Annotated in this window: 12 protein-coding genes; 11 read left to right on the forward strand and 1 reads right to left on the reverse strand. The window is 68.0% G+C overall.

Features of this window, described 5'->3' with window-relative positions; all coding sequences use genetic code 11:
- Positions 1 to 45 precede the first annotated feature (45 nt).
- The 11 genes from OH491_RS11900 (at position 46) to OH491_RS11950 (ending at position 16,744) form a co-directional block, all read left to right on the forward strand.
- Complete coding sequence (locus tag OH491_RS11900) at positions 46 to 3,975, forward strand: cobaltochelatase subunit CobN (protein ID WP_334319436.1); 3,930 nt, start codon at positions 46 to 48, stop codon at positions 3,973 to 3,975.
- Positions 3,972 to 6,104, forward strand: a complete 2,133-nt coding sequence (locus OH491_RS11905; RefSeq protein ID WP_068771214.1) for a VWA domain-containing protein — start codon at positions 3,972 to 3,974, stop codon at positions 6,102 to 6,104. The genes OH491_RS11900 and OH491_RS11905 overlap by 4 nt, the downstream gene beginning before the upstream one ends.
- A 169-nt stretch (positions 6,105 to 6,273) precedes the next feature.
- Positions 6,274 to 6,954 carry an energy-coupling factor ABC transporter permease gene (locus OH491_RS11910; protein WP_068771213.1) on the forward strand — a complete coding sequence of 227 codons (681 nt, stop codon included), beginning with the start codon at positions 6,274 to 6,276 and terminating at the stop codon, positions 6,952 to 6,954.
- 43 nt (positions 6,955 to 6,997) lie between these two features.
- A complete protein-coding gene (locus OH491_RS11915) occupies positions 6,998 to 7,291 on the forward strand; it encodes an energy-coupling factor ABC transporter substrate-binding protein (RefSeq protein WP_068771212.1) in 294 nt (97 codons plus the stop codon).
- A 166-nt stretch (positions 7,292 to 7,457) separates the two neighbouring features.
- Positions 7,458 to 8,198: a cobalt ECF transporter T component CbiQ gene (cbiQ, locus tag OH491_RS11920; RefSeq protein WP_068771211.1), complete on the forward strand. Its 741-nt coding sequence runs from the start codon at positions 7,458 to 7,460 to the stop codon at positions 8,196 to 8,198.
- A 180-nt stretch (positions 8,199 to 8,378) separates the two neighbouring features.
- A complete protein-coding gene (locus tag OH491_RS11925) occupies positions 8,379 to 9,179 on the forward strand; it encodes an energy-coupling factor ABC transporter ATP-binding protein (RefSeq protein WP_068771210.1) in 801 nt (266 codons plus the stop codon).
- Positions 9,103 to 10,629, forward strand: coding sequence for a cobyrinate a,c-diamide synthase (locus OH491_RS11930; protein WP_334319435.1), 1,527 nt, complete (start codon positions 9,103 to 9,105; stop codon positions 10,627 to 10,629). Before OH491_RS11925 ends, OH491_RS11930 begins: the two co-directional genes overlap by 77 nt.
- Before the next feature lie 26 nt (positions 10,630 to 10,655).
- Positions 10,656 to 12,014: a CobW family GTP-binding protein gene (locus tag OH491_RS11935; RefSeq protein WP_068771209.1), complete on the forward strand. Its 1,359-nt coding sequence runs from the start codon at positions 10,656 to 10,658 to the stop codon at positions 12,012 to 12,014.
- 189 nt (positions 12,015 to 12,203) lie between these two features.
- Positions 12,204 to 13,151 (forward strand): ornithine carbamoyltransferase, encoded by a 948-nt coding sequence (gene argF, locus OH491_RS11940; RefSeq protein WP_068771208.1) that lies wholly within the window; start codon positions 12,204 to 12,206, stop codon positions 13,149 to 13,151.
- Positions 13,152 to 13,207: 56 nt separating this feature from the next.
- Positions 13,208 to 14,056 carry a hypothetical protein gene (locus tag OH491_RS11945; RefSeq protein ID WP_068771207.1) on the forward strand — a complete coding sequence of 283 codons (849 nt, stop codon included), beginning with the start codon at positions 13,208 to 13,210 and terminating at the stop codon, positions 14,054 to 14,056.
- A gap of 177 nt (positions 14,057 to 14,233) precedes the next feature.
- Entirely contained in the window at positions 14,234 to 16,744 is a 2,511-nt protein-coding gene (locus OH491_RS11950) for an alpha-L-arabinofuranosidase C-terminal domain-containing protein (RefSeq protein WP_068771206.1), read from the forward strand.
- Between the two features lie 136 nt (positions 16,745 to 16,880).
- Here the strand turns inward: OH491_RS11950 and OH491_RS11955 are convergent, their stop codons facing one another.
- Positions 16,881 to 18,137 carry an SGNH/GDSL hydrolase family protein gene (locus tag OH491_RS11955; RefSeq protein WP_068771205.1) on the reverse strand — a complete coding sequence of 419 codons (1,257 nt, stop codon included), beginning with the start codon at positions 18,135 to 18,137 and terminating at the stop codon, positions 16,881 to 16,883.
- Between the last annotated feature and the right edge of the window lie 240 nt (positions 18,138 to 18,377).

Below are 18,377 nucleotides of genomic sequence, written 5' to 3' on the forward strand. Positions count from 1 at the left end.
GGCGCTCCCAGTCGCTGCCGCGTCATAGGGATGCCGCCACCGCCAATGAACCAGCCCGCCATCATTCTCCTCTCCCACGCCGAAACCGACCTCCTCGCGCTCGACCGCGCCCGCGCGCGCCTGCCCGCCGGTTTTCCCGCCGTCGCCGGCCATTCCCTCAACCCCATCCAGGAAGAAGACGAACTCGCCGCGCTGCTCGCCCCCGCGCTTTTGCCCCGCTCCGTCCTCATCGCCCGCATCCACGGCAAACTCTCCGGCGTCCCCGGCTTGGCCGGACTCGCCCGCGCCGCGCGCCGGCCCGGTTCCCCTTTCCTGCTCATCGCCATCAGCGGCGTCGAGGACGCCGATCCCGCGCTGGCCGACGCCTCCACCTGCGCGCCCTCCGTCGCCGCCACCGTCGCCGCCTACCTCATGGCCGGCGGCGTGGCCAACATGGCCAACGCGCTCCGCTATGTCGCGCATCATTGCCTCGGCGCCGAGCCCGACTTTGCCCCGCCCGCCGCAATGCCCGCGCACGGCCTCTACCATCCCGACCTGCTCGTCACCACGCGCGACGAGTGGCTGGCGCACCGCGATGCCGCCCGTCCGCTCGCGCTGGTCGTTTTTTATCGTGCGCACGTCCTCGCCGGAAACCTCGATTTCGTGGACTGCATCATCCGCGCCCTCGGCGCCCGCGGCCTCGACGCCGTCGCCGTATTCACCACTTCACTACGCGACTGCGATCCCGGCGGCATGCCCGCCGCGCTCGCCCTCCCCGGCGTGTCTCCCGACATCATCATCAACACCGTCAGCTATCCCCTCGCCCGTCCCGACGCCGGCGACAACGGCGATGCCGCCACCCCCGCCACCGGCGCGGCAGCGCCCATTCCGCATTCCGAACTCCGCATTCCGCATTCCCAGAATCCCTTTGTCCGCCTCGATGCCCCCGTGCTCCAGGCCATCGCCTGCGGCGCCCCGCGCGACTCATGGGCCGCCTCCGCGCGCGGCCTCAGCCCGACCGAGACCGCCGTCAACGTCGCCCTCCCCGAATTCGACGGACGCATCATCACCGTGTCCGTTTCCTTCAAGGAAAACCATCGCTACGTCCCCGACGGCGAACGCATCGCGCGCGTCGCCGGCCTCGCCGCCCGGCTCGTCGCGCTCCGCCGCAAGCCCGCGCGCGAAAAACGCGTCGCCATCATCCTCACCAACAGCGCAGGCAAGGCCCAGAAAGTCGGGGGTGCCGTCGGCCTCGACACCCCCGCCTCGCTTCTTCACCTGCTCGACGCGCTCCGCGCAAATGGCTACGCCATCCCGCCCTTCGCCGGCACCTCCGACGAGCTTTTCGCCGCGCTGCTCGGACGCGGCTGCTACGACGAAAAATACCCGCTCGACCCCGCCGCCGCGCACAAGTATCCACGTTCAGAATACACCGCGTGGTTCCGTTCGCTGCCCGCCGCGCTGCAAACGCACATGCGCGAGACCTGGGGCGAGCCTGCCGCTCACGGCCCCACGGCCGCGCCCGTCCGCTGGACACCCGTCGGCAAAAGCGCCTCCTCCCGCCTGCTCCCGCTGCCCGACGAGCCGCACACCGACGACACCCACTTCCATTTCGCCGCGCTCGAACTCGGCAACGTCCTCGTCGCCCTCCAGCCCCCGCGCGGCTTCGGCCTGGACCCGGATGCGATCTACCACGCCACCGACCTCGTGCCCACGCACCACTACGCCGCATTTTACCGCTGGCTCGCCGCCGCGTGGCGCGCCGACGCCGTCGTCCATCTCGGCAAGCACGGCACGCTCGAATGGCTCCCCGGCAAGGCCGTCGCGCTTTCCGAGGCCTGCGCCCCCGACGCGCTTCTCGGCGACCTGCCGCTCTTCTATCCCTTTGTCGTCAACGACCCCGGCGAAGGCGCGCAGGCCAAGCGCCGCGCCCACGCCGTCATCATCGACCACCTCGTGCCGCCGCTCACCCACGCCGACCTGCACGGGCCGGTCGACACGCTCGCCCGCGTGATCGAGGAGTATTACCGGGCCGAGGCGCTCGACCCGGCCAAGCTCCCGCTCCTTCAGGCGCAGATCTGGGAACTCGTCCGCGGCGCCCGCCTGGTTGACGACCTGCGCGAAATCCGCCGCCAGCGCCACGGCGACCACACGCACGAATGGGACGAGCGGCCCGGCGAATCCGGCGCGCCGCGCTCGCTCGAAAAACTCAACGCCCGCGACATGGCCCACCTCGTCGAGGACCTCGACGCCTATCTCTGCGAACTCGGGCGCGCCCAGATCCGCCACGGCCTGCACATCCTCGGCCGTCCGCCCGAAGGCGAGGCCCTCGTCGACATGCTCTTCGCCCTCACGCGCCATCCCAACGGCGAAATCCCCTCGCTGACGGAAACGCTCGCCGCCGCCGATGCCGCTGGCGCGGGGTTGTGTGGCACGGGCGTCCCGCCCGTGGACGGCGGCAGCGCCGCCGCCGGTTCGCGTGGCATGGGCGACCCGCCCATGCCTTCAAACCACGGGCGGGACGCCCGTGCCACCCAATCCACCCAAGCCGCAGACGACCATGCCCGCGCGCTCATCCGCCGGCTCGTCGAAAACAATTTCAACATCGAGACAAGCTCCGCGCCCGCAGCCGCCGTCCGCATCCTCGATTACATGGCCACAAGGCTCGCCCCCGCGCTCGCCCGCACCACCGACGAAATCGACTCCCTCCTCCGCGCCCTCGACGGTCGCTACATTCCCGCCGGACCCTCCGGCGCGCCCAGCCGCGGCATGGCCCACGTGCTTCCCACCGGGCGCAACTTCTACAATGTCGATCCCCGCGCCCTGCCCTCGCGCGCCGCGTGGACCGTCGGCCAGGCGCTCGCCCGCGACGCCATCGAACGCCACACGGCCGAAACCGGCGCGCCCCCGGCAAGCATCGCGCTCAGCATCTGGGGCACCGCCACCATGCGCACCGGCGGCGACGAAATCGCGCAGGCCCTCGCCCTCATCGGCGTCCGCCCGCAATGGCACGCCGACACACGCCGCACCGCCGGCTTTGAAATCATCCCGCCCGCCGAACTCGGCCGCCCCCGGATCGACGTGACCCTGCGCGTCAGCGGTTTTTTTCGCGACGCCTTCCCGCAGCTCATGCGCCTGTTTGACGACGCCGTGCGCGCCGTTGCCGCGCTCGACGAGCCGCCCGCGCAGAACCACGTCCGCGCGCACTGGCTGGCCGACACCGCCGCGCTGGTCGGCGAAGGCATCGACCCCGCCGCCGCGCGCGGCCGGGCGGGCCGCCGCGTTTTCAGCTCCAAGCCCGGCGCCTACGGCACCGGCCTGCTCGACCTCATCGAAAACCACAACTGGCGCGGCGCCGACGACCTCGCGCGCGCCTTTCTCGCCTGGGGCGGCTGGGCCTACGGCGGCGACACGCCCGGCGGCACCGAAGCCACCGCCGATTTTCGCCGCCGCCTCGCCACCGTCGATCTTGCCCTGCACAACCAGGACAACCGCGAGCACGACCTCTTCGACTCCGACGATTATTTCCAGTTTCAAGGCGGTCTCATCGCCGCCATCTCCGCGCTTTCCGGCCGCAAACCCCGCGCGTATTTCGGCGACAGCTCCGACCCCGCGCGCCCGGTCAACCGCACGCTCCAGGCCGAGGCGCTCCGTGTCCACCGCACCCGCGTCGTGAATCCCAAGTGGCTCGCCGCCATCCGCCGCCACGGCTACAAAGGCGGACTCGAGATGGCGGCGACCGTAGATTACATGTTCGGCTACTCCGCCACCGCCGGCGTCATCACCGACTGGATGTATGAGGACGCCGCCGCGGCCTATACCAAGGGCGAGTCCCGCGACTTTCTCCGCCGGTCGAATCCGTGGGCGCTCCACGCCATCGCCGAGCGCATGCTCGAGGCCGGCCAGCGCGGCCTCTGGAACGCAAAACCCGAAACCCTCGCCCACCTGCGGGAAACCCTGCTGGAAACCGAGTCCGTCCTTGAATCCAAAACATGAATACATCCGCGCCCCCGCCCTTCCCCTTCACCGCCATTGTCGGCCAGGACGACCTCCGCCTCGCGCTCCTGCTCAACGCCATCGATCCGCGCATCGGCGGCGTCCTCATCCGCGGCGAACGCGGCACGGCCAAAAGCACCGCCGCCCGCGGCCTCGCCGCGCTGATGAATAATCCCGCCGCCGCCAATATGGAACGCGGGCGGCCCGCCCGCTCCGCCCGCCCGCTCGCGGCGGCGGACGAGCCGCCCGCGTTCCATATCGCCGCCGCCGCGCCCTTCATCGAACTGCCCTTGGGCGCGACCGAGGACCGTGTCATCGGCACGCTGGATCTCGAACCCGCCCTCCGCGAAGGCCGCCGGCGGCTCCGCCCCGGCCTGCTCTCGCAAGCCGACGGTGGCGTCCTCTACGTGGACGAGGTCAACCTGCTCCCCGACCACCTCGTCGATCTGCTCCTCGACGCAGCCGCCGGCGGCTGCGTGCGCGTCGAGCGCGACGGCATCTCCGAATCCGCCCCCGCGCGCTTCATCCTCATCGGCAGCATGAATCCCGAGGAAGGCGAGCTTCGCCCCCAATTCCTCGACCGCTTCGGCCTCTGCGTGCACGTCGCCACGCCCGCCGACCACGCGCTCCGCGTCGAGACCATCCGCCGCCGCCTCGCCTACGAGGCCGATCCGCCCGCATTCGTCGGCGCCGAGGAAACGGCCGCGCAACAACTCCGCGCCCGCCTCGCCGCCGCCCGCGCCCGCCTCCAGGCGATTCCGCTCGACGACACCACCCTGGCCCAGGCCGCCTCGCTTTGCGCCGGCCTCAAACTCGACGGCGCGCGCGGCGACCTCGCCCTCGTGCGCGCCGCCCGCGCCATCGCCGCGTGGGAAAACGCCGCCGCCATCACCGACGCGCATATCCGCCAGGCCGCCCGGCTCGCGCTCCCGCACCGCAAACGCAAAAAACCTTTCGAGCCGGTAAAAATGGAAGCGATCCCCAACCGCTTGGACGACGCTGGCGCCGGCTCGCGTGGCACGGACGTCCCACCCGTGGGATCGGGTGGCACGGGCGTCCCGCCCGTGTCTTTGTCGGAGGAGAACGAGAAAGATAAAGAGGAAAGAATAAAGAATCCCTCTGCCCCTCTTTCTCTTTCTTCTTTCTCTGACGGCGGCGCGGGCGACCCGCCCATGTTTTCGGACCACGGGCGGGACGCCCGTGCCACCCAACCCGCGCCTGCCGCGCCTTCGCCGGGAACCATCGCCCTCGAACTCGAAAAAAACTCCGCCGTCTCCATATCCGCCGGCGGACGCCGCGACACCGCCTCGCAACCCGCCGGCGGAGTCATCCGCAGCGTGCCCTTGCGCGAAGGCGGTTCGCTTGCCGTTGCGCCCACGCTCACCGCCGCCGCGCTGCGCACTTCAAGCGGTGCCGTCGCCGGCCAAAGCGGAAGCGGCGTCCCGCCGCTCGCCGCAAGCGGCAAGATGCCGCTTCCACCCTCCGCCGTCCCTCATGCCGCATTCCCCACTCCGCATTCCGCATTTGCCGCGCTCGCCCTTCACCGCGCCGACCTCCGCCAGCACGAGCGCGCCGGGCGCGGCGCGGCGCGCGTGCTCTTCATCGTCGATGCCAGCGGCTCGATGTCCGCGCAACACCGCCTCGCGCTCGCCAAAGGCGCGGCCACCGGGCTGCTCGCCGGCAGCTACCAGAAACGCGACGAGGTCGCCCTCATGGTTTTTTGCGGCGAATCCGCCGGACTGCCCGTACCCTTCACCCGCGACGTTGACCGCGTGGAACGCGCCCTGCGCGACGTGCCCACCGGCGGGCGCACCCCGCTCGCCGCCGCGCTGGCCGATGCCGCCGCGCTTCTTGCCGTCCACGGCCCCGCGCTCCTCGTCGTGTTCACCGACGGTCGCGCCAACGTCCCGCTCCATCCCGGCGCCGATCCGTGGCAGGAATCCCTGGCGGCGGCCAAGACGCTCGCGCCCGCCGCCACCGGCGCGCTTGTCGTCGATTGCGAGGCCGGCCCCGTCGCCCTCGGGCGCGCCCGCGACCTTGCCGACGCCCTGGAGGCCGAATGCGAGCACCTCGCCGCGCTCGACGAACCCGCCCTCACGCTCCGCATCCGCAAACAGCTCACATCCTGACTCCCTCCATCTTTCTCTCTCTCCTCTTTCTCTTTATTCTTTCTCTTTCCTCTTTCTCCCCATCCCCGAGTCACCCTGCGGGCGAGAGAAAGAGGAAAGATAAAGAGAAAGAATAAAGAAACCAATCCGCCGCACACCGCATTTTTTCCACTCCCAACCCACACTCATCATGCACATCATGGAAGGCTATCTCCCCGCCGCCCACGCCATTGGCTGGACGGCCGCCGCCGCGCCCTTTCTCGCCTACGGCGTGAAAAAGCTCGCCCGGCAAATGCGCGAACATCCCGAAAGCCGGCTCCTCCTCGGCGCGAGCACCGGCTTCGTGTTTGTTCTCTCCTCGCTCAAACTTCCATCCGTCACCGGAAGCTGCTCGCATCCCACCGGCATCGGTTTCGGCACCACGCTCTTCGGGCCCGGCATCATGTTCGTCGCCGGTTTTGTCGTGCTGCTTTTCCAGGCGCTCCTCCTCGCGCACGGGGGCCTCACCACGCTCGGCGCAAACACCTTTTCCATGGCCATCGTCGGCGGGCTTGTCGCGTGGGGCGTGTTCCGCGCCGCCACCGTGCTCCGCCTTTCCTCCGGCGCCGCCGTCTTTCTCGCCGCGATGCTTTCCGATCTCGCCACCTACGTGGTCACCTCGCTCCAGCTCGCGCTCGCGTTTCCCGATCCAGCCGGCGGCTTCACCGCCGCCGCCGCGAAATTCCTCTCCATCTTCGCCTTCACGCAACTCCCCCTCGCCGTCATCGAAGGGCTCCTCAGCGTCCTCGTGATGAACCTCCTCCGCGCGCATGCCGCCCCGCAGCTCGCGGCCCTCATCGCCCCTGCCGACCCCGCTGACCCCAATTCGTAATTTGTCATTCGTCATTCGTAATTTCTGCAATCTCCGTCCCGCCATGAAACGCCAAAACCTGCTGCTGCTTCTCGCCGCCCTTGCGATTGCCATCCTCCCGCTCTTCATCATCCGCCCGCCCGCAGGCGACGCCGCCGAAATTTTTACCGGCGCCGACGGCCAAGCCGAAACTGTCATCACCGGACTCCGTCCCGATTACAAACCCTGGTTCGCCCCGCTCTGGGAGCCGCCGAGCGGCGAAATCGAAAGCCTCCTGTTCGGCCTGCAAGCGGCCATCGGCGCCGGCCTCATCGGCTATTGCCTGGGTTTCTACCGCGGACGAAGCAACCCACAATAATGCCAGCCCTCTCTTTCCTCTTTATTCTTTCTCTTTCCTCTTTCTCCGTTTTCCGCGCCGAAACGGGAATCCCAAGAGAAAGAATAAAGAGGAAAGAGGAGGCTGGCATCACTTCAGGTTACATCCGGCAAAGCCCCCGCATATTATCACCATCCTCCGCTCACCCATGCTCCGCCTCATCGACATCAACGCCCACACCAACCGCTGGCGCGCCAAGACCGGCGCGGTGATGCTGCTGTGCGCGGGCCTGATGGCATGCGCGCTGTTCCTGCCGCCGGTGGCGTGCGCGCCGCTCATCCTCGCCGCCACCTGGCTCGCCGCCCTCGCGGGCGCGCGCGTGCCGGCGCGCGATTTCGCGAAAGCCTTTGTCATCCCGATGGGATTTCTCGCCACCGGCGCGCTTGCGCTCTGCCTGTCGCTCACCTGGGACGACGGCGTCCGCATCGCGTTCGCGCGCGAGGGCGCGCGCACCGCGCTTCAAACTTCCTGCCGCGCGGCGGCCGCGCTTTCCGTCACGCTGCTTTATGCCTTCACCTCGCCGCTTTCCCGCACGCTCGCGCTGCTTCGCCGCTTTCGCGTGCCGGCCGCGCTCATCGACCTCATGGGCCTCGCCTACCGGACGATCTTCCTGCTCGACGAAAGCCGCGCGGCCATCCTCCGCGCGCAACAAAACCGGCTCGGCTGGCGCAACGCGCGCCGCGCCCTTCGTTCGGCGGGCCTCGCGGCGGCGGCGCTCTTCACCCGCACCCACGCGCGCGCCGCGCGGCTCGAACGCGGGTTGCAGTCGCGCGGTTACGACGGAGGCGCGCTTCCCGTCCTCCTTCCTCCCTCCGCGGCCTCGGCGCGAGATTACGCCCTCGCCCTCCTTGTCCCCGCGCTTGTCGCCGCCACAACGCTCCTCCTCTGAATCCCTCCTCCCATCGTTCTCTTACTCGTTCTCGTTCTCTCTCCTCAAAACGACGCGCAAAACAGAAGAGAGAACGAGTAAGAGAACGAGAACGATAAAAAAACTCCGCAGCCCTCCCAACCCTCCCCGCCCTTCTCCCAATTCTTAATTTTTAATTCTTAATTCTTAATTTTCCTTCTCATGCCACCTCCCATCCTTGAAGCCCGTGACCTGCATTTCGCCTGGCCCGGCATGGCGCGCGCGGCCGGGCTGTGCGGCGCGCAACGCCTCCGCGCGCTCGACGGCGTGTCGCTCGCGCTGCGGCCCGGCGCGCGCCTCGCGCTGCTCGGCGCCAACGGCTCCGGCAAGTCCACCCTGCTCCTCCACCTCAACGGCACCCTGCGCCCCGATTCCGGCGTCGTCCTCCACGACGGCGCGCCGCTCGACCACTCCAAGCGCGGCCTCCTCGCGCTCCGCCAGCGCGTCGCGCTCGTGTTCCAGGACCCCGACGACCAGCTCTTCGCCGGCACGCTCGCGCAGGACGTTTCCTTCGGCCCGCTCAACCTCGGCCTCGCCGGCGACGCGGTCGCGCAACGCGTCGCCGAAGCGCTTGCCGCCGTCGGCCTGGAAAACCTCGGCGAAATGCCGCTGCACATGCTCAGCCACGGCCAGCGCAAACGCGCCGCCATCGCCGGCGCGCTCGCCATGCGCCCGCGCGCGCTCCTCCTCGACGAACCCACCGCCGGCCTCGACCCCGAGGGCGTTTCATCGCTGCTCGCGCACCTCGACGACCTCAACGCGCAAGGCATCGCGATCCTTTTTTCCACGCATCATCTCGATCTCGCCCGCGCCTGGGCGGACGAGGCCGCCATCATGTCCGAGGGCCGCGTTCTCGCGCATGATGGCGGCGAGGCGGTTTTTTCCAATGAGGAACTGCTGCAAACGGCGCGGCTCCGGTGTGCGCCGCACCGCCGCGCTCAACGCGCACCCGGACATGCCTGAGGCTACCCGCAACATTCCGCGCATTGTCGTCGCCGGGACGTCGTCCGGCGTTGGCAAGACCACCGTTGCCGTGGGGCTTGTCGCCGCGCTGCGGGCGCGGGGACTCGTCGTGCAATCCTTCAAGTGCGGGCCGGATTACATCGATCCCTCCTACCACAGCCGCGCCGCGGGGCGCCCCTGCCGCAATCTCGATTCGTGGATGCTCGACGATTCGCGGGTGGCCGGTGTTTTCGGGCGCGCCTGCGCGGGCGCCGACATCGCCGTCATCGAGGGCGTGATGGGGCTTTTTGACGGCAGTGATTTCGAGGACGACCGCGCATCCGCCGCGCAGATTGCCAGGCTCCTGGACGCGCCCGTGCTGCTCGTTTTGGATATCTCCAAGTCGGCGCGGAGCATCGCCGCGGTGGCGCGGGGATTCGAGCACTTTGACCCCGGGACGCCGGTGGCGGCGTTTGTGCTCAACAATGCGGGCACCGAGGCCCATGCGGGCGGTTGCGCCGCCGCCATCGCCCGCCACTGCCGCGCGCCGGTGGTCGGCTGGCTGCCCCGCAATGCCGCGTTTGCCGTGGGCGAGCGCCATCTCGGGCTGGTTTACGAAAGCGGGCGGCGCGCATCGGACGAGTTCATTCGGGGGCTCGGCGCCGAAGTGGCGAAGCGATTCGACCTGGATGCAATCATCGGGCTGGCGGCGCGCATCACGCCGCCGGCCGCCGCCCCGGACTTGCGATGTCTGCCGGAACCGGGGCGCGGGCGCGGCGCCTCGCAAACCCCTCGTCCGCTGCTCGCCGTGGCGCGCGATGACGCGTTCTGTTTTTATTACCCGGACAATCTCGACTTGCTCGAAGCCGCGGGCGCCCGGATTGCCTATTTCAAGCCGGCGCAAGGCGAGCGGCCGCCGCCGGGCGCGGCCGGGGTGTATCTGGGCGGCGGATACCCGGAGCTTCACGCCAAGGCCCTGTCGGAAAACAGCGCGCTTTGGAACGACCTGAAAAATGCGCACGCGCGCGGCGTCCCGATTTTCGCGGAGTGCGGCGGTTTCATGGCCCTGGCCGGGACGCTCGTCGATGCCGAAGGCCGGCGCTGGCCGATGGCCGGGCTCGTCCCCGGTGTTGTCCGCATGGGCGGGCGGCTGGCCGGTTTCGGCTACCGTCACGCCACCGCGTTGAGGTCGAATTTTCTCGTCGCGGCGGGCGAGACATTGCGCGCGCACGAGTTCCATTACAGCACATGGGAAATCGAGGCGCCGGACCCGGGAGGCGGCGCCGCGACGCATGTCCCGTTCGCGTGGCTGTCGCGCGCCGCCCGGCGGGACGCCCCCGGCGCGCCTTGCGGCTGCGCGCATGGCAACCTGCTCGCCAGTTATCTGCACATGCATTTCGGGCAGCGCGACGGCCTCGCGGAACGCTTTGTGGCGCGCATGAGAGATCCCCTCGCCGGGCCGCCGGAATAATTTTCCCAGCATAAACAAACGGGCCAATGAACACACAAAACCTGATTCCAGTCACCGTCCTCACCGGCTTCCTCGGCGCCGGCAAGACCACGCTCCTCAACCGCATCCTCGCCAACCGCCGGGGACGCCGCATCGCCGTCATAGAAAATGAATACGGCGAAGTCGGCGTGGACAACCAGCTCGTCATCCGCGAACGCGAGGAGATCTTTGAGATGAACAACGGCTGCATCTGCTGCACCGTGCGCGGCGACCTCATCCGCATCCTCACCCGCCTCGCGCAAAGCGACCGCCGCATCGACGCCGTGGTCATCGAAACCACCGGCCTCGCCAACCCCGGCCCCGTCGCGCTCACCTTCTTCACCGATCCCGGCGTGCGCGCCCGCTACCACCTCGACGCCATCGTCACCCTCGTCGATGCGCGCCACATCGCGGCACACTGGGATTCGAGCGACGAGGCGCAAAAACAGATCGCCTTCGCCGACACCATCCTCCTCAACAAAACCGACCTCGTCGCCGACGACGAGCTTGCCGCCATCGAGGCGCGCCTCCGCCGGATGAATCCCGCCGCCCGCCTCCACCGCGCGCGCAACGCCGCCGTCCCGCTCGAGCATGTCCTCAACCTCGGCGGCTTCGACCTCGACCGCGCCACGCAGGTCGATCCGCGGTTCATGGAACCCGAATATCCCTTCGAGTGGGGCGGCATCCACGACCTTCCCGCCGGCGCCGCCACGCTCACGCTCGACGAGGGCCCCGACCCCGCGATGGACGCCGTCCTCCTTCCCGTTCCCGACGCCTCCGAAGCATCATTCGCCGCCGCGCGCGACCGCGCCGTGCTCGCCTTTTCCGCCGAGCCCCGCGAACTCGCGCCCGGCACGCCGCTCCTGCCCGACGGCAGGCTGCACCGCCTCGCCTTCCCGGCGTTTCCCGCCGTCTTCCCCGTCGGCATCGCCACGGCCGGCCACTACGCGCTTTTCACCCAGCATCATCCCGACGAGTTCGACGCCCGCCTCGCCGCAGCAGGCGACAAGGACAAAAAACTCGCGCCCCTGCGCGAGCGCGCCTTCAAGGCGACGCACACGCACGACGGCGCGGTCGGCTCCGTCGGCATCGCGATGGAAGGCGAGTTCGACGGCGCCAGCCTCAACGCCTGGCTCGGCGAACTCCTCGCGCAAAAAGGCACCGACATCTACCGCAGCAAAGGCGTCCTCGCCGTGCGCGGCTCGAAGGAGCGCATCATTTTCCAAGGCGTGCACATGCTCTTCGACTCCCGCGCCGGGGCACCCTGGAAATCCGGCGAAAAACGTCAAAACACCTTCGTCTTCATCGGCCGCGACCTCGACCGCGCCGCCCTTGCCGCCGGTTTCAGACGCTGCCTGGCGGAATAGGCGAAGGCAGGATGGAAGCAATCAGGAGGCATGCCGCTTCCGAACTGAAATGATCCCTTTGGAAAATATGCCAGTGGAGGGACAGCGTCCCTCCTGACTTTTTCCATCCTCCCATCCATTCTTTGTGCCGCGCGCATTTTTCCCTCGCAGCGTAGTGGCGGCGGGTATAAGCACTCGCGCTTCTTTCCGATGAAGCACTTCCTCAAAGAGACCGATTTCAAGCCCCGCGAGGTGGCGGAAATTTTTGCCCTTGCCCGCGAGTTGAAGCAGAAACGCGGACGCCACACGCCGCCCGTGCTTCAGCACCAGACATGGGCGATGATCTTCTCCAAATCGAGCACGCGCACGCGGGTCTCGTTCGAGGTCGGCATCCACGAACTCGGAGGCAATCCGCTTTTCCTCAACAAAGGCGACATCCAGCTCGGGCGCGGCGAAACGGTGGCCGACACCGCCCGCGTGCTTTCGCGTTTCGTGCACGGGCTCATCGTGCGCACGTTCGACCACGCCGAGGTCGAGGAACTCGCGCGCGCCGGCAGCATTCCCGTCATCAACGCGCTGACCGATTTTCTCCATCCGTGCCAGATTTACACGGACGCCTTCACCATGGCCGAGCGCTGGGCGCCGAAGGGCGGGGATCTGTTCGCGTCGCTGAAAGGCCGCAAGATCGCGTTTCTCGGCGACACGGCCTGCAACATGGCGAACTCATGGATCCTCGGCGCAAATCTCTTCGGCATGAAAATCTCGCTCGCAGGCCCGAAAGGGTTCGAGCCCCCGAAGGAGCTCGACGCGCTGCTCGCGAAGGAAGGCTTCGCGGGCGGATATGAATTCACCACCGACGCGCGCGAGGCGGTGAGAGACGCCGACGTGGTTTACACCGACGTGTGGGTGAGCATGGGCAAGGAGGCCGAGGCCGCGGAGCGCATCAAGACAATGTCGCCCTACGCCGTGACCGCGGAACTTTTCGCCGCCGCGAAGCCCGACGCCTGGTTCATGCACTGCCTGCCCGCCTACGTCGGCAAGGAAGTGACGCAGGAGGTCCTGGACAACCCGCGCTCAATCATCTTCGACCAGGCCGAAAACCGGCTGCACACGCAGAAGGCCATCATGGCGGTCCTGGCGCAACAGCCGCGCGCGTGACGCGAGAAAGTTCGTGCCGAGGTTGAAAGTGGAGGCCTTGTCCCAAACTTCCACCGATGGAACATAACATCAAATCCCGCCGAGGGCTCACCTTTGTCGAGGTGCTCGGCATACTCGTCGTCATTTCGGTGCTGCTGTCCGTGGTTTCGGCCGGCGTGTTGGCGCGCATCAACCGGAGCCGGGTCGAATCCACCGTCTCCAACCTGGAAAAGCTGGAGACGGCGCTGGCCCGGTATGCCGCCCTCCCCGAGGCATCCGGCCTGATGCCTTTCACCAAGGGCCGCGGCATCGTCCGCACGGCCGATGGCCCCGGCCCCGACGCCAGCCTGGATGAAAACGACAACGGCACGCCCGAGTTCTGTCTGGAGGCGGTGTTGCTCGCGACCCGGACGCTGGACCGACTCCCGGACTGGCGCACGGGCCGTGATCCGGTCCAGGGCGGCGCCATCCAGCCTGCCGACATCGTCGGCTGGAACCGGCAGCTCCGCGCATTCACGGCCGGCTTGAAACCCGACGGCTCCCCCGCCGCCAGCGTGCAGGATTGGAGCAAAGTCGTCCGTTCCGAGTGCGCCCCGGTTGACACGGGGATCGCCGCCTCCGCCGTCGGGACCAACGCCGGCGGAGGACTGATGAGCGTCCATGGCGTGAACTTTTACCTCGATGGCTCCTCCGGGCTCCCGGACGGACGCTGCGCCTACGTCGTCTTTCCCGGCCTGTCCCTGGCGGATTGCGCGATGCTCTCGAAAAAAATCAACGGCGCGCTGAACGTCATCGACACCAAGCGCCCCGACTCCGAGGCCAGCCGCCGCCAGTCGTCCGGTCGCTTCGTGGTCGATGCCCGGGCCGCCAGTGCGGATGCCGACGGCACCTTCACCGCCTTCTGCTACCTCAAAAACACGCGGTAAAACCGCGGTTTCAACCGGACGAACGGTTCCCGGGCCGCCAAAACTCTGACCGTAAACCGCGCCCGCCGGTTTACCCGGCGCGGAAATGGCGGTTGAGTATGCTTGCCTCCGCGGGCGCGCCCGCGCGCGTCATGCGCGCCACGTCCGCCCGATTTCGTATCCGTTTTTCATGACACAATGACATATCGCATCCGCTTCCTTTCCGCCCTTGCCGTCCCCCTCGTCTCGCTTGCGATTCCGCCCGCGGCCGCCGCGCCGGTCACCGTCACGGTCGATGCTGCCGCGCCCGGCATCCCGGTCAGCCCGCTCATGCACGGACTGTTTTTCGAGGACATCAATTACGGCGCGGACGGCGGGCTCTACGCCGAACTCGTGCAGAACCGCTCCTTCGAGCACGCCGATTCGTTCTATGCGTGGGGCCTCGTGAACCGTGGCGCCGACGCCTCCGCCGGCATCTCGGCCGAGACCCCGCTCAACCCGAATAATCCGCATTTCCTCCGCCTCGCCGTGCGCGACCCCGGCGAAGGCTTCGGCGTCGCCAACTACGGCTTCGGCGGCATCGCCGTCCGGGCCGGGGAAAATTACCTCGTCTCGCTGCGCGCCCGCGCCGCGGACGGCTTCTCCGGCGCGCTCGCCGTCGCCATCGAGGACGAGACCGGGCGCGTGCTCGGCCGATGCCGCATCGAAAACATCGCCACGGCCTGGACCCGCCGCGACGCCGTCATCGCCGTTCCGCCCTCGTCCGCCTCGCGCCTGCCCGTGCCGTTCACCGGCACCGGGCGGGCCCGCCTCGTCGTCACCGCTGATGCCGCCGGCACCATCGACCTCGATGTCATTTCGCTTTTCCCGGAAAACACCTGGAAACAACGCCCCAACGGCCTGCGCGCCGACCTCGTGCAAATGCTCGCCGACATGCGCCCCGGCTTCCTGCGCTTCCCCGGCGGCTGCATCGTCGAGGGCTCCGACCTTGCCAACGCCTATCGATGGAAGGACACCGTCGGCGACATCGCCGCGCGGCCCGAAAACCGGAACCGCTGGCAGCATGCCCTCCATCGCGATCACGCGCCGCAGTATTACCAGTCCTACGGGCTGGGTTTCTTCGAGTATTTCCAACTTTGCGAGGACATCGGCGCCGCCCCCGTGCCGGTCATCAACTGCGGCATGGCCTGCCAATACCAGACCGGGGAGCTTGTCCCGCTCGGCGAGCTGGGGCCTTTTGTGCGGGACGCGCTCGACCTCGTCGAGTTCGCCAACGGTCCCGTTGACAGCAAGTGGGGCGGCGTCCGCGCCGCGATGGGGCACCCGGCGCCTTTCAACCTGAAATACCTCGGCATCGGCAACGAGCAATGGGGCGAACCGTATTTCGAGCGCTACACGGTTTTCCACGACGCGCTCAAGGCCGCGCATCCTGAAATCGTTCTCATCACCACCTCGGGACCCGGCGTGGACGACCAGTGGTGGCGGCTGGCATGGGACAAATTCAAGGCCGGCACGCCCGCCGAAATCGTGGACGAGCACTACTACCGCCCGCCCGCGTGGTTCTTTGCCCAAGCGGACCGTTACGATCGCCACGACCGCGCCGGCCCGAAGGTTTTTGCCGGCGAATTCGCCGCGCACGAAACCGACCGGCGCAACACGCTCCGCGCCGCGTTGTCCGAGGCGGCCTTCATGACCGGCCTCCTCCGCAACGCCGATGTCGTCACCATGGCCGCCTACGCGCCGCTTTTCGCGAAAAGCGGCGCCACGCAGTGGGCGCCCGACCTCGTCTGGTTCGACCACGACCGCGTTTACGGCACGCCCTCCTACCACGTGCAAAAGGCCTTCTCGCGCCATCGGCCCGACCGCGTCCTGCCGACGACGCTCGCCGTGCCCCCGCAACCCGCGCCCGCGTATCCCGGGAGCGCGGGCGTGGGCACGTGGCACAGCCGGGCCGAGTTCAAGGATTTCGTCATCACCCGCGGCGGGCGCGAACTCTTCCGCGCCGACTTCGCCGGCGGAAAACAACTCGCCGCCTGGCAGACCCGGGGCGGCGCGTGGGCCATCCGCGACGGCGCGCTTCGCCAGGAAAACCCGGACGAGCCCGACGTGCGCGCCCTCGCCGTCGATGGCGCGTGGACCGATTACACGCTTTCCGTGAAAGCCCGCAAACTCGGCGGCGAGGAGGGTTTCCTCGTTTTCTTCCAGGCCGAACCCGGCGGCGAGACCGGGCGCCTCAACCTCGGTTCGTATCGGAATACCCAATACACGCTCAACCTCGGCGGCGCCCCCGCCGCCAGCGCCGCCGGCCGCATCGAGGACGGGCGCTGGTATGACATCAGGGTCGAGGTCTCGGGCGGGGCGGTGAAATGCTGGCTCGACGGCGCGCTCATTCTCGAAGGCGCGCGCCGGCCGCCCGCGGTCCTCTACGCCGTCGCCGGCCGCGACGACCGAGCGGGCGAAATCATCCTCCACCTCGTCAACCCCGCCGACCGTCCGCTCGACGCGGCCATCGGGCTCGAGGGCGTGCAAACCATCGCGGACACGGGACGTGTCTCCCTTCTCACCGCCGGGAGTCTCGACGACACCAACACCCTCGATGCCCCCGATCAGGTTTCTCCGCGCGAGGAGACTATTGCCGTCCCGGGGCCGCGTTTTCGCCACACCGTGCCCGCCCGGTCGCACACCGTCCTGCGCGTGCAGGCAAAATGACCATGAAGCGTTTTTCGTTTATAGTATTTTCCCGACATTTGCACAGACTTTAGGTAGGGCGAACCCTCCGGGTGAGCCGCGGCTCGGCGGGGACGCCTCGCCCTACCCTCATGTGTAAATATTGAGAGAACCTGCTCTAAAGCGCCTCGATGGCCAGCGTGTGCCTGACGGGGGAGACGGAGGCTTTTGACTCGGCGACGAGGGCGGCGGATTTTTTGAGAATCAACTCCTGCCGGGCGGCCGTGTTTTTCTCCTCGCCGGGGAAATGTTTTGTCCAGACGGGGAGCGAGGTGAGCAGGATCTTCACGGCGTCGGTCTCGTAGGCTTGCTGGGCCATCACGGTTTCGTGGACGCGGGCGAAGGCGTCGCAGAAGGGATTGTCCAGAAACTCGGCGGCAAGGTTGATGCCGCGCTCCAAGTCGGCGGCGGCGAACTCGCGCGCGGCTTTGCCCCAGGTGACCTTCACCCGCGGCGCGGGGGCGTTTTTCACGACGAGGGTGTAGCGGTTCAGGTCGTCGTTGAAGGGAAGAAACTCGACCATGCGGCGCGCGCTGGCGATGTCGCCGCCGCCGTCGAAAAAGCAGAACGGATAACGCGTCGATTCAAGTTCGACGGCGGTGCGGGTGGCGGCGAGCACGCGGTGGCCGCCGGTGGCGGTGGCGCGGCCCGCGGCGCAGTCCCATGTGATGGCGCCGATGTCGCCGTCACAGCCGAGCGCCTTCAGGAAGGCATAAGCCATGACGAGGTGGCCGTTCGCGCCGGGATGCACGCCGTCGCCGCCGGCCACGGGATGGTCGGGGCCGTATTTCGCCTTGGCCTTTTTCATCGCGGCGAGCATCGCGCCATGCACGTCGGCGAAGCGGGCGCCGTGTTTTTCGGCGACCTCGCGGGCGATGTCGCCGAGGGCGGCGAGGGTTTCGTTGTAGGCGTCGGGGGAGAGGCGGCGGAAGGTGCCGGTATCGACGACGCCGGGCGAGCCGACGACGATGTCGCGCACGCCGGCGGCCTTGAAGTTGGCGACGATGCCGTCGAGGGACTGGCGGTAGCGGTCGAGACGCTCGCCGGCTTGGGCGACGGGCAGGTAGCCGCCGTCGTTCATGCCGAAGCAGGTGGCGGCGACGGTCGGGCGGAACGGCGCGACATTCTGGTGGAGGCGGGAGAGGAAGCCCCAAGTGGTGTCGCCGCCCCAGCCGAACTGGATGGCGGAGAGGTTGGCGGCGGGCTGGCAGGCGAGGAGGTAGTCCTCGATAAACACGCTGTAGCGTTTCTGCTCGGTGATGGAGTCGCCGCAGACGGCGAGCTTGTCGCCGGGACGGAGCAGCAACGGCGCGGCCTGCTGGGCGAGCGGCGCGAGGAGGAAGAGAAGGAGTGATGCCAAGATGCGGGTGCGCATGGGGGAAAATTGTTCGTTTTTATTGAACAGAAAGAAACAAAGGGAAACGAAGAATACATTTCCAAATCATGGCCTTCTTGGCGCCCTTCGTTTCCTTCTGTTCAAAATAATGGTTCGATTTTTTATAACCGCTAAAAACGCGAAAGGGCGCGAAAGGAAATAGATTGGGTTTCGCGGGTTTTGGCGTTTTTCGCGGTTTATTAAAAAGTCTTCGTGTCTTTGTGGTGAATTTAATGGTTT

It is taken from the genome of Termitidicoccus mucosus (genome assembly GCF_038725785.1).
Taxonomy (GTDB): Bacteria; Verrucomicrobiota; Verrucomicrobiia; order Opitutales; family Opitutaceae; genus Termitidicoccus; species Termitidicoccus mucosus.

Coding starts and splice junctions, on each gene's coding strand:
- OH491_RS11925 (WP_068771210.1), top strand. CDS start 8,379: ATGCCACCTCCCATCCTTGAAGCCCGTGACCTGCATTTCGCCTGGCCC.
- argF (WP_068771208.1), top strand. CDS start 12,204: ATGAAGCACTTCCTCAAAGAGACCGATTTCAAGCCCCGCGAGGTGGCG.
- OH491_RS11915 (WP_068771212.1), top strand. CDS start 6,998: ATGAAACGCCAAAACCTGCTGCTGCTTCTCGCCGCCCTTGCGATTGCC.
- OH491_RS11945 (WP_068771207.1), top strand. CDS start 13,208: ATGGAACATAACATCAAATCCCGCCGAGGGCTCACCTTTGTCGAGGTG.
- OH491_RS11955 (WP_068771205.1), bottom strand. CDS start 18,137: ATGCGCACCCGCATCTTGGCATCACTCCTTCTCTTCCTCCTCGCGCCG.
- cbiQ (WP_068771211.1), top strand. CDS start 7,458: ATGCTCCGCCTCATCGACATCAACGCCCACACCAACCGCTGGCGCGCC.
- OH491_RS11905 (WP_068771214.1), top strand. CDS start 3,972: ATGAATACATCCGCGCCCCCGCCCTTCCCCTTCACCGCCATTGTCGGC.
- OH491_RS11930 (WP_334319435.1), top strand. CDS start 9,103: ATGAGGAACTGCTGCAAACGGCGCGGCTCCGGTGTGCGCCGCACCGCC.
- OH491_RS11910 (WP_068771213.1), top strand. CDS start 6,274: ATGCACATCATGGAAGGCTATCTCCCCGCCGCCCACGCCATTGGCTGG.
- OH491_RS11950 (WP_068771206.1), top strand. CDS start 14,234: ATGACATATCGCATCCGCTTCCTTTCCGCCCTTGCCGTCCCCCTCGTC.
- OH491_RS11900 (WP_334319436.1), top strand. CDS start 46: ATGAACCAGCCCGCCATCATTCTCCTCTCCCACGCCGAAACCGACCTC.
- OH491_RS11935 (WP_068771209.1), top strand. CDS start 10,656: ATGAACACACAAAACCTGATTCCAGTCACCGTCCTCACCGGCTTCCTC.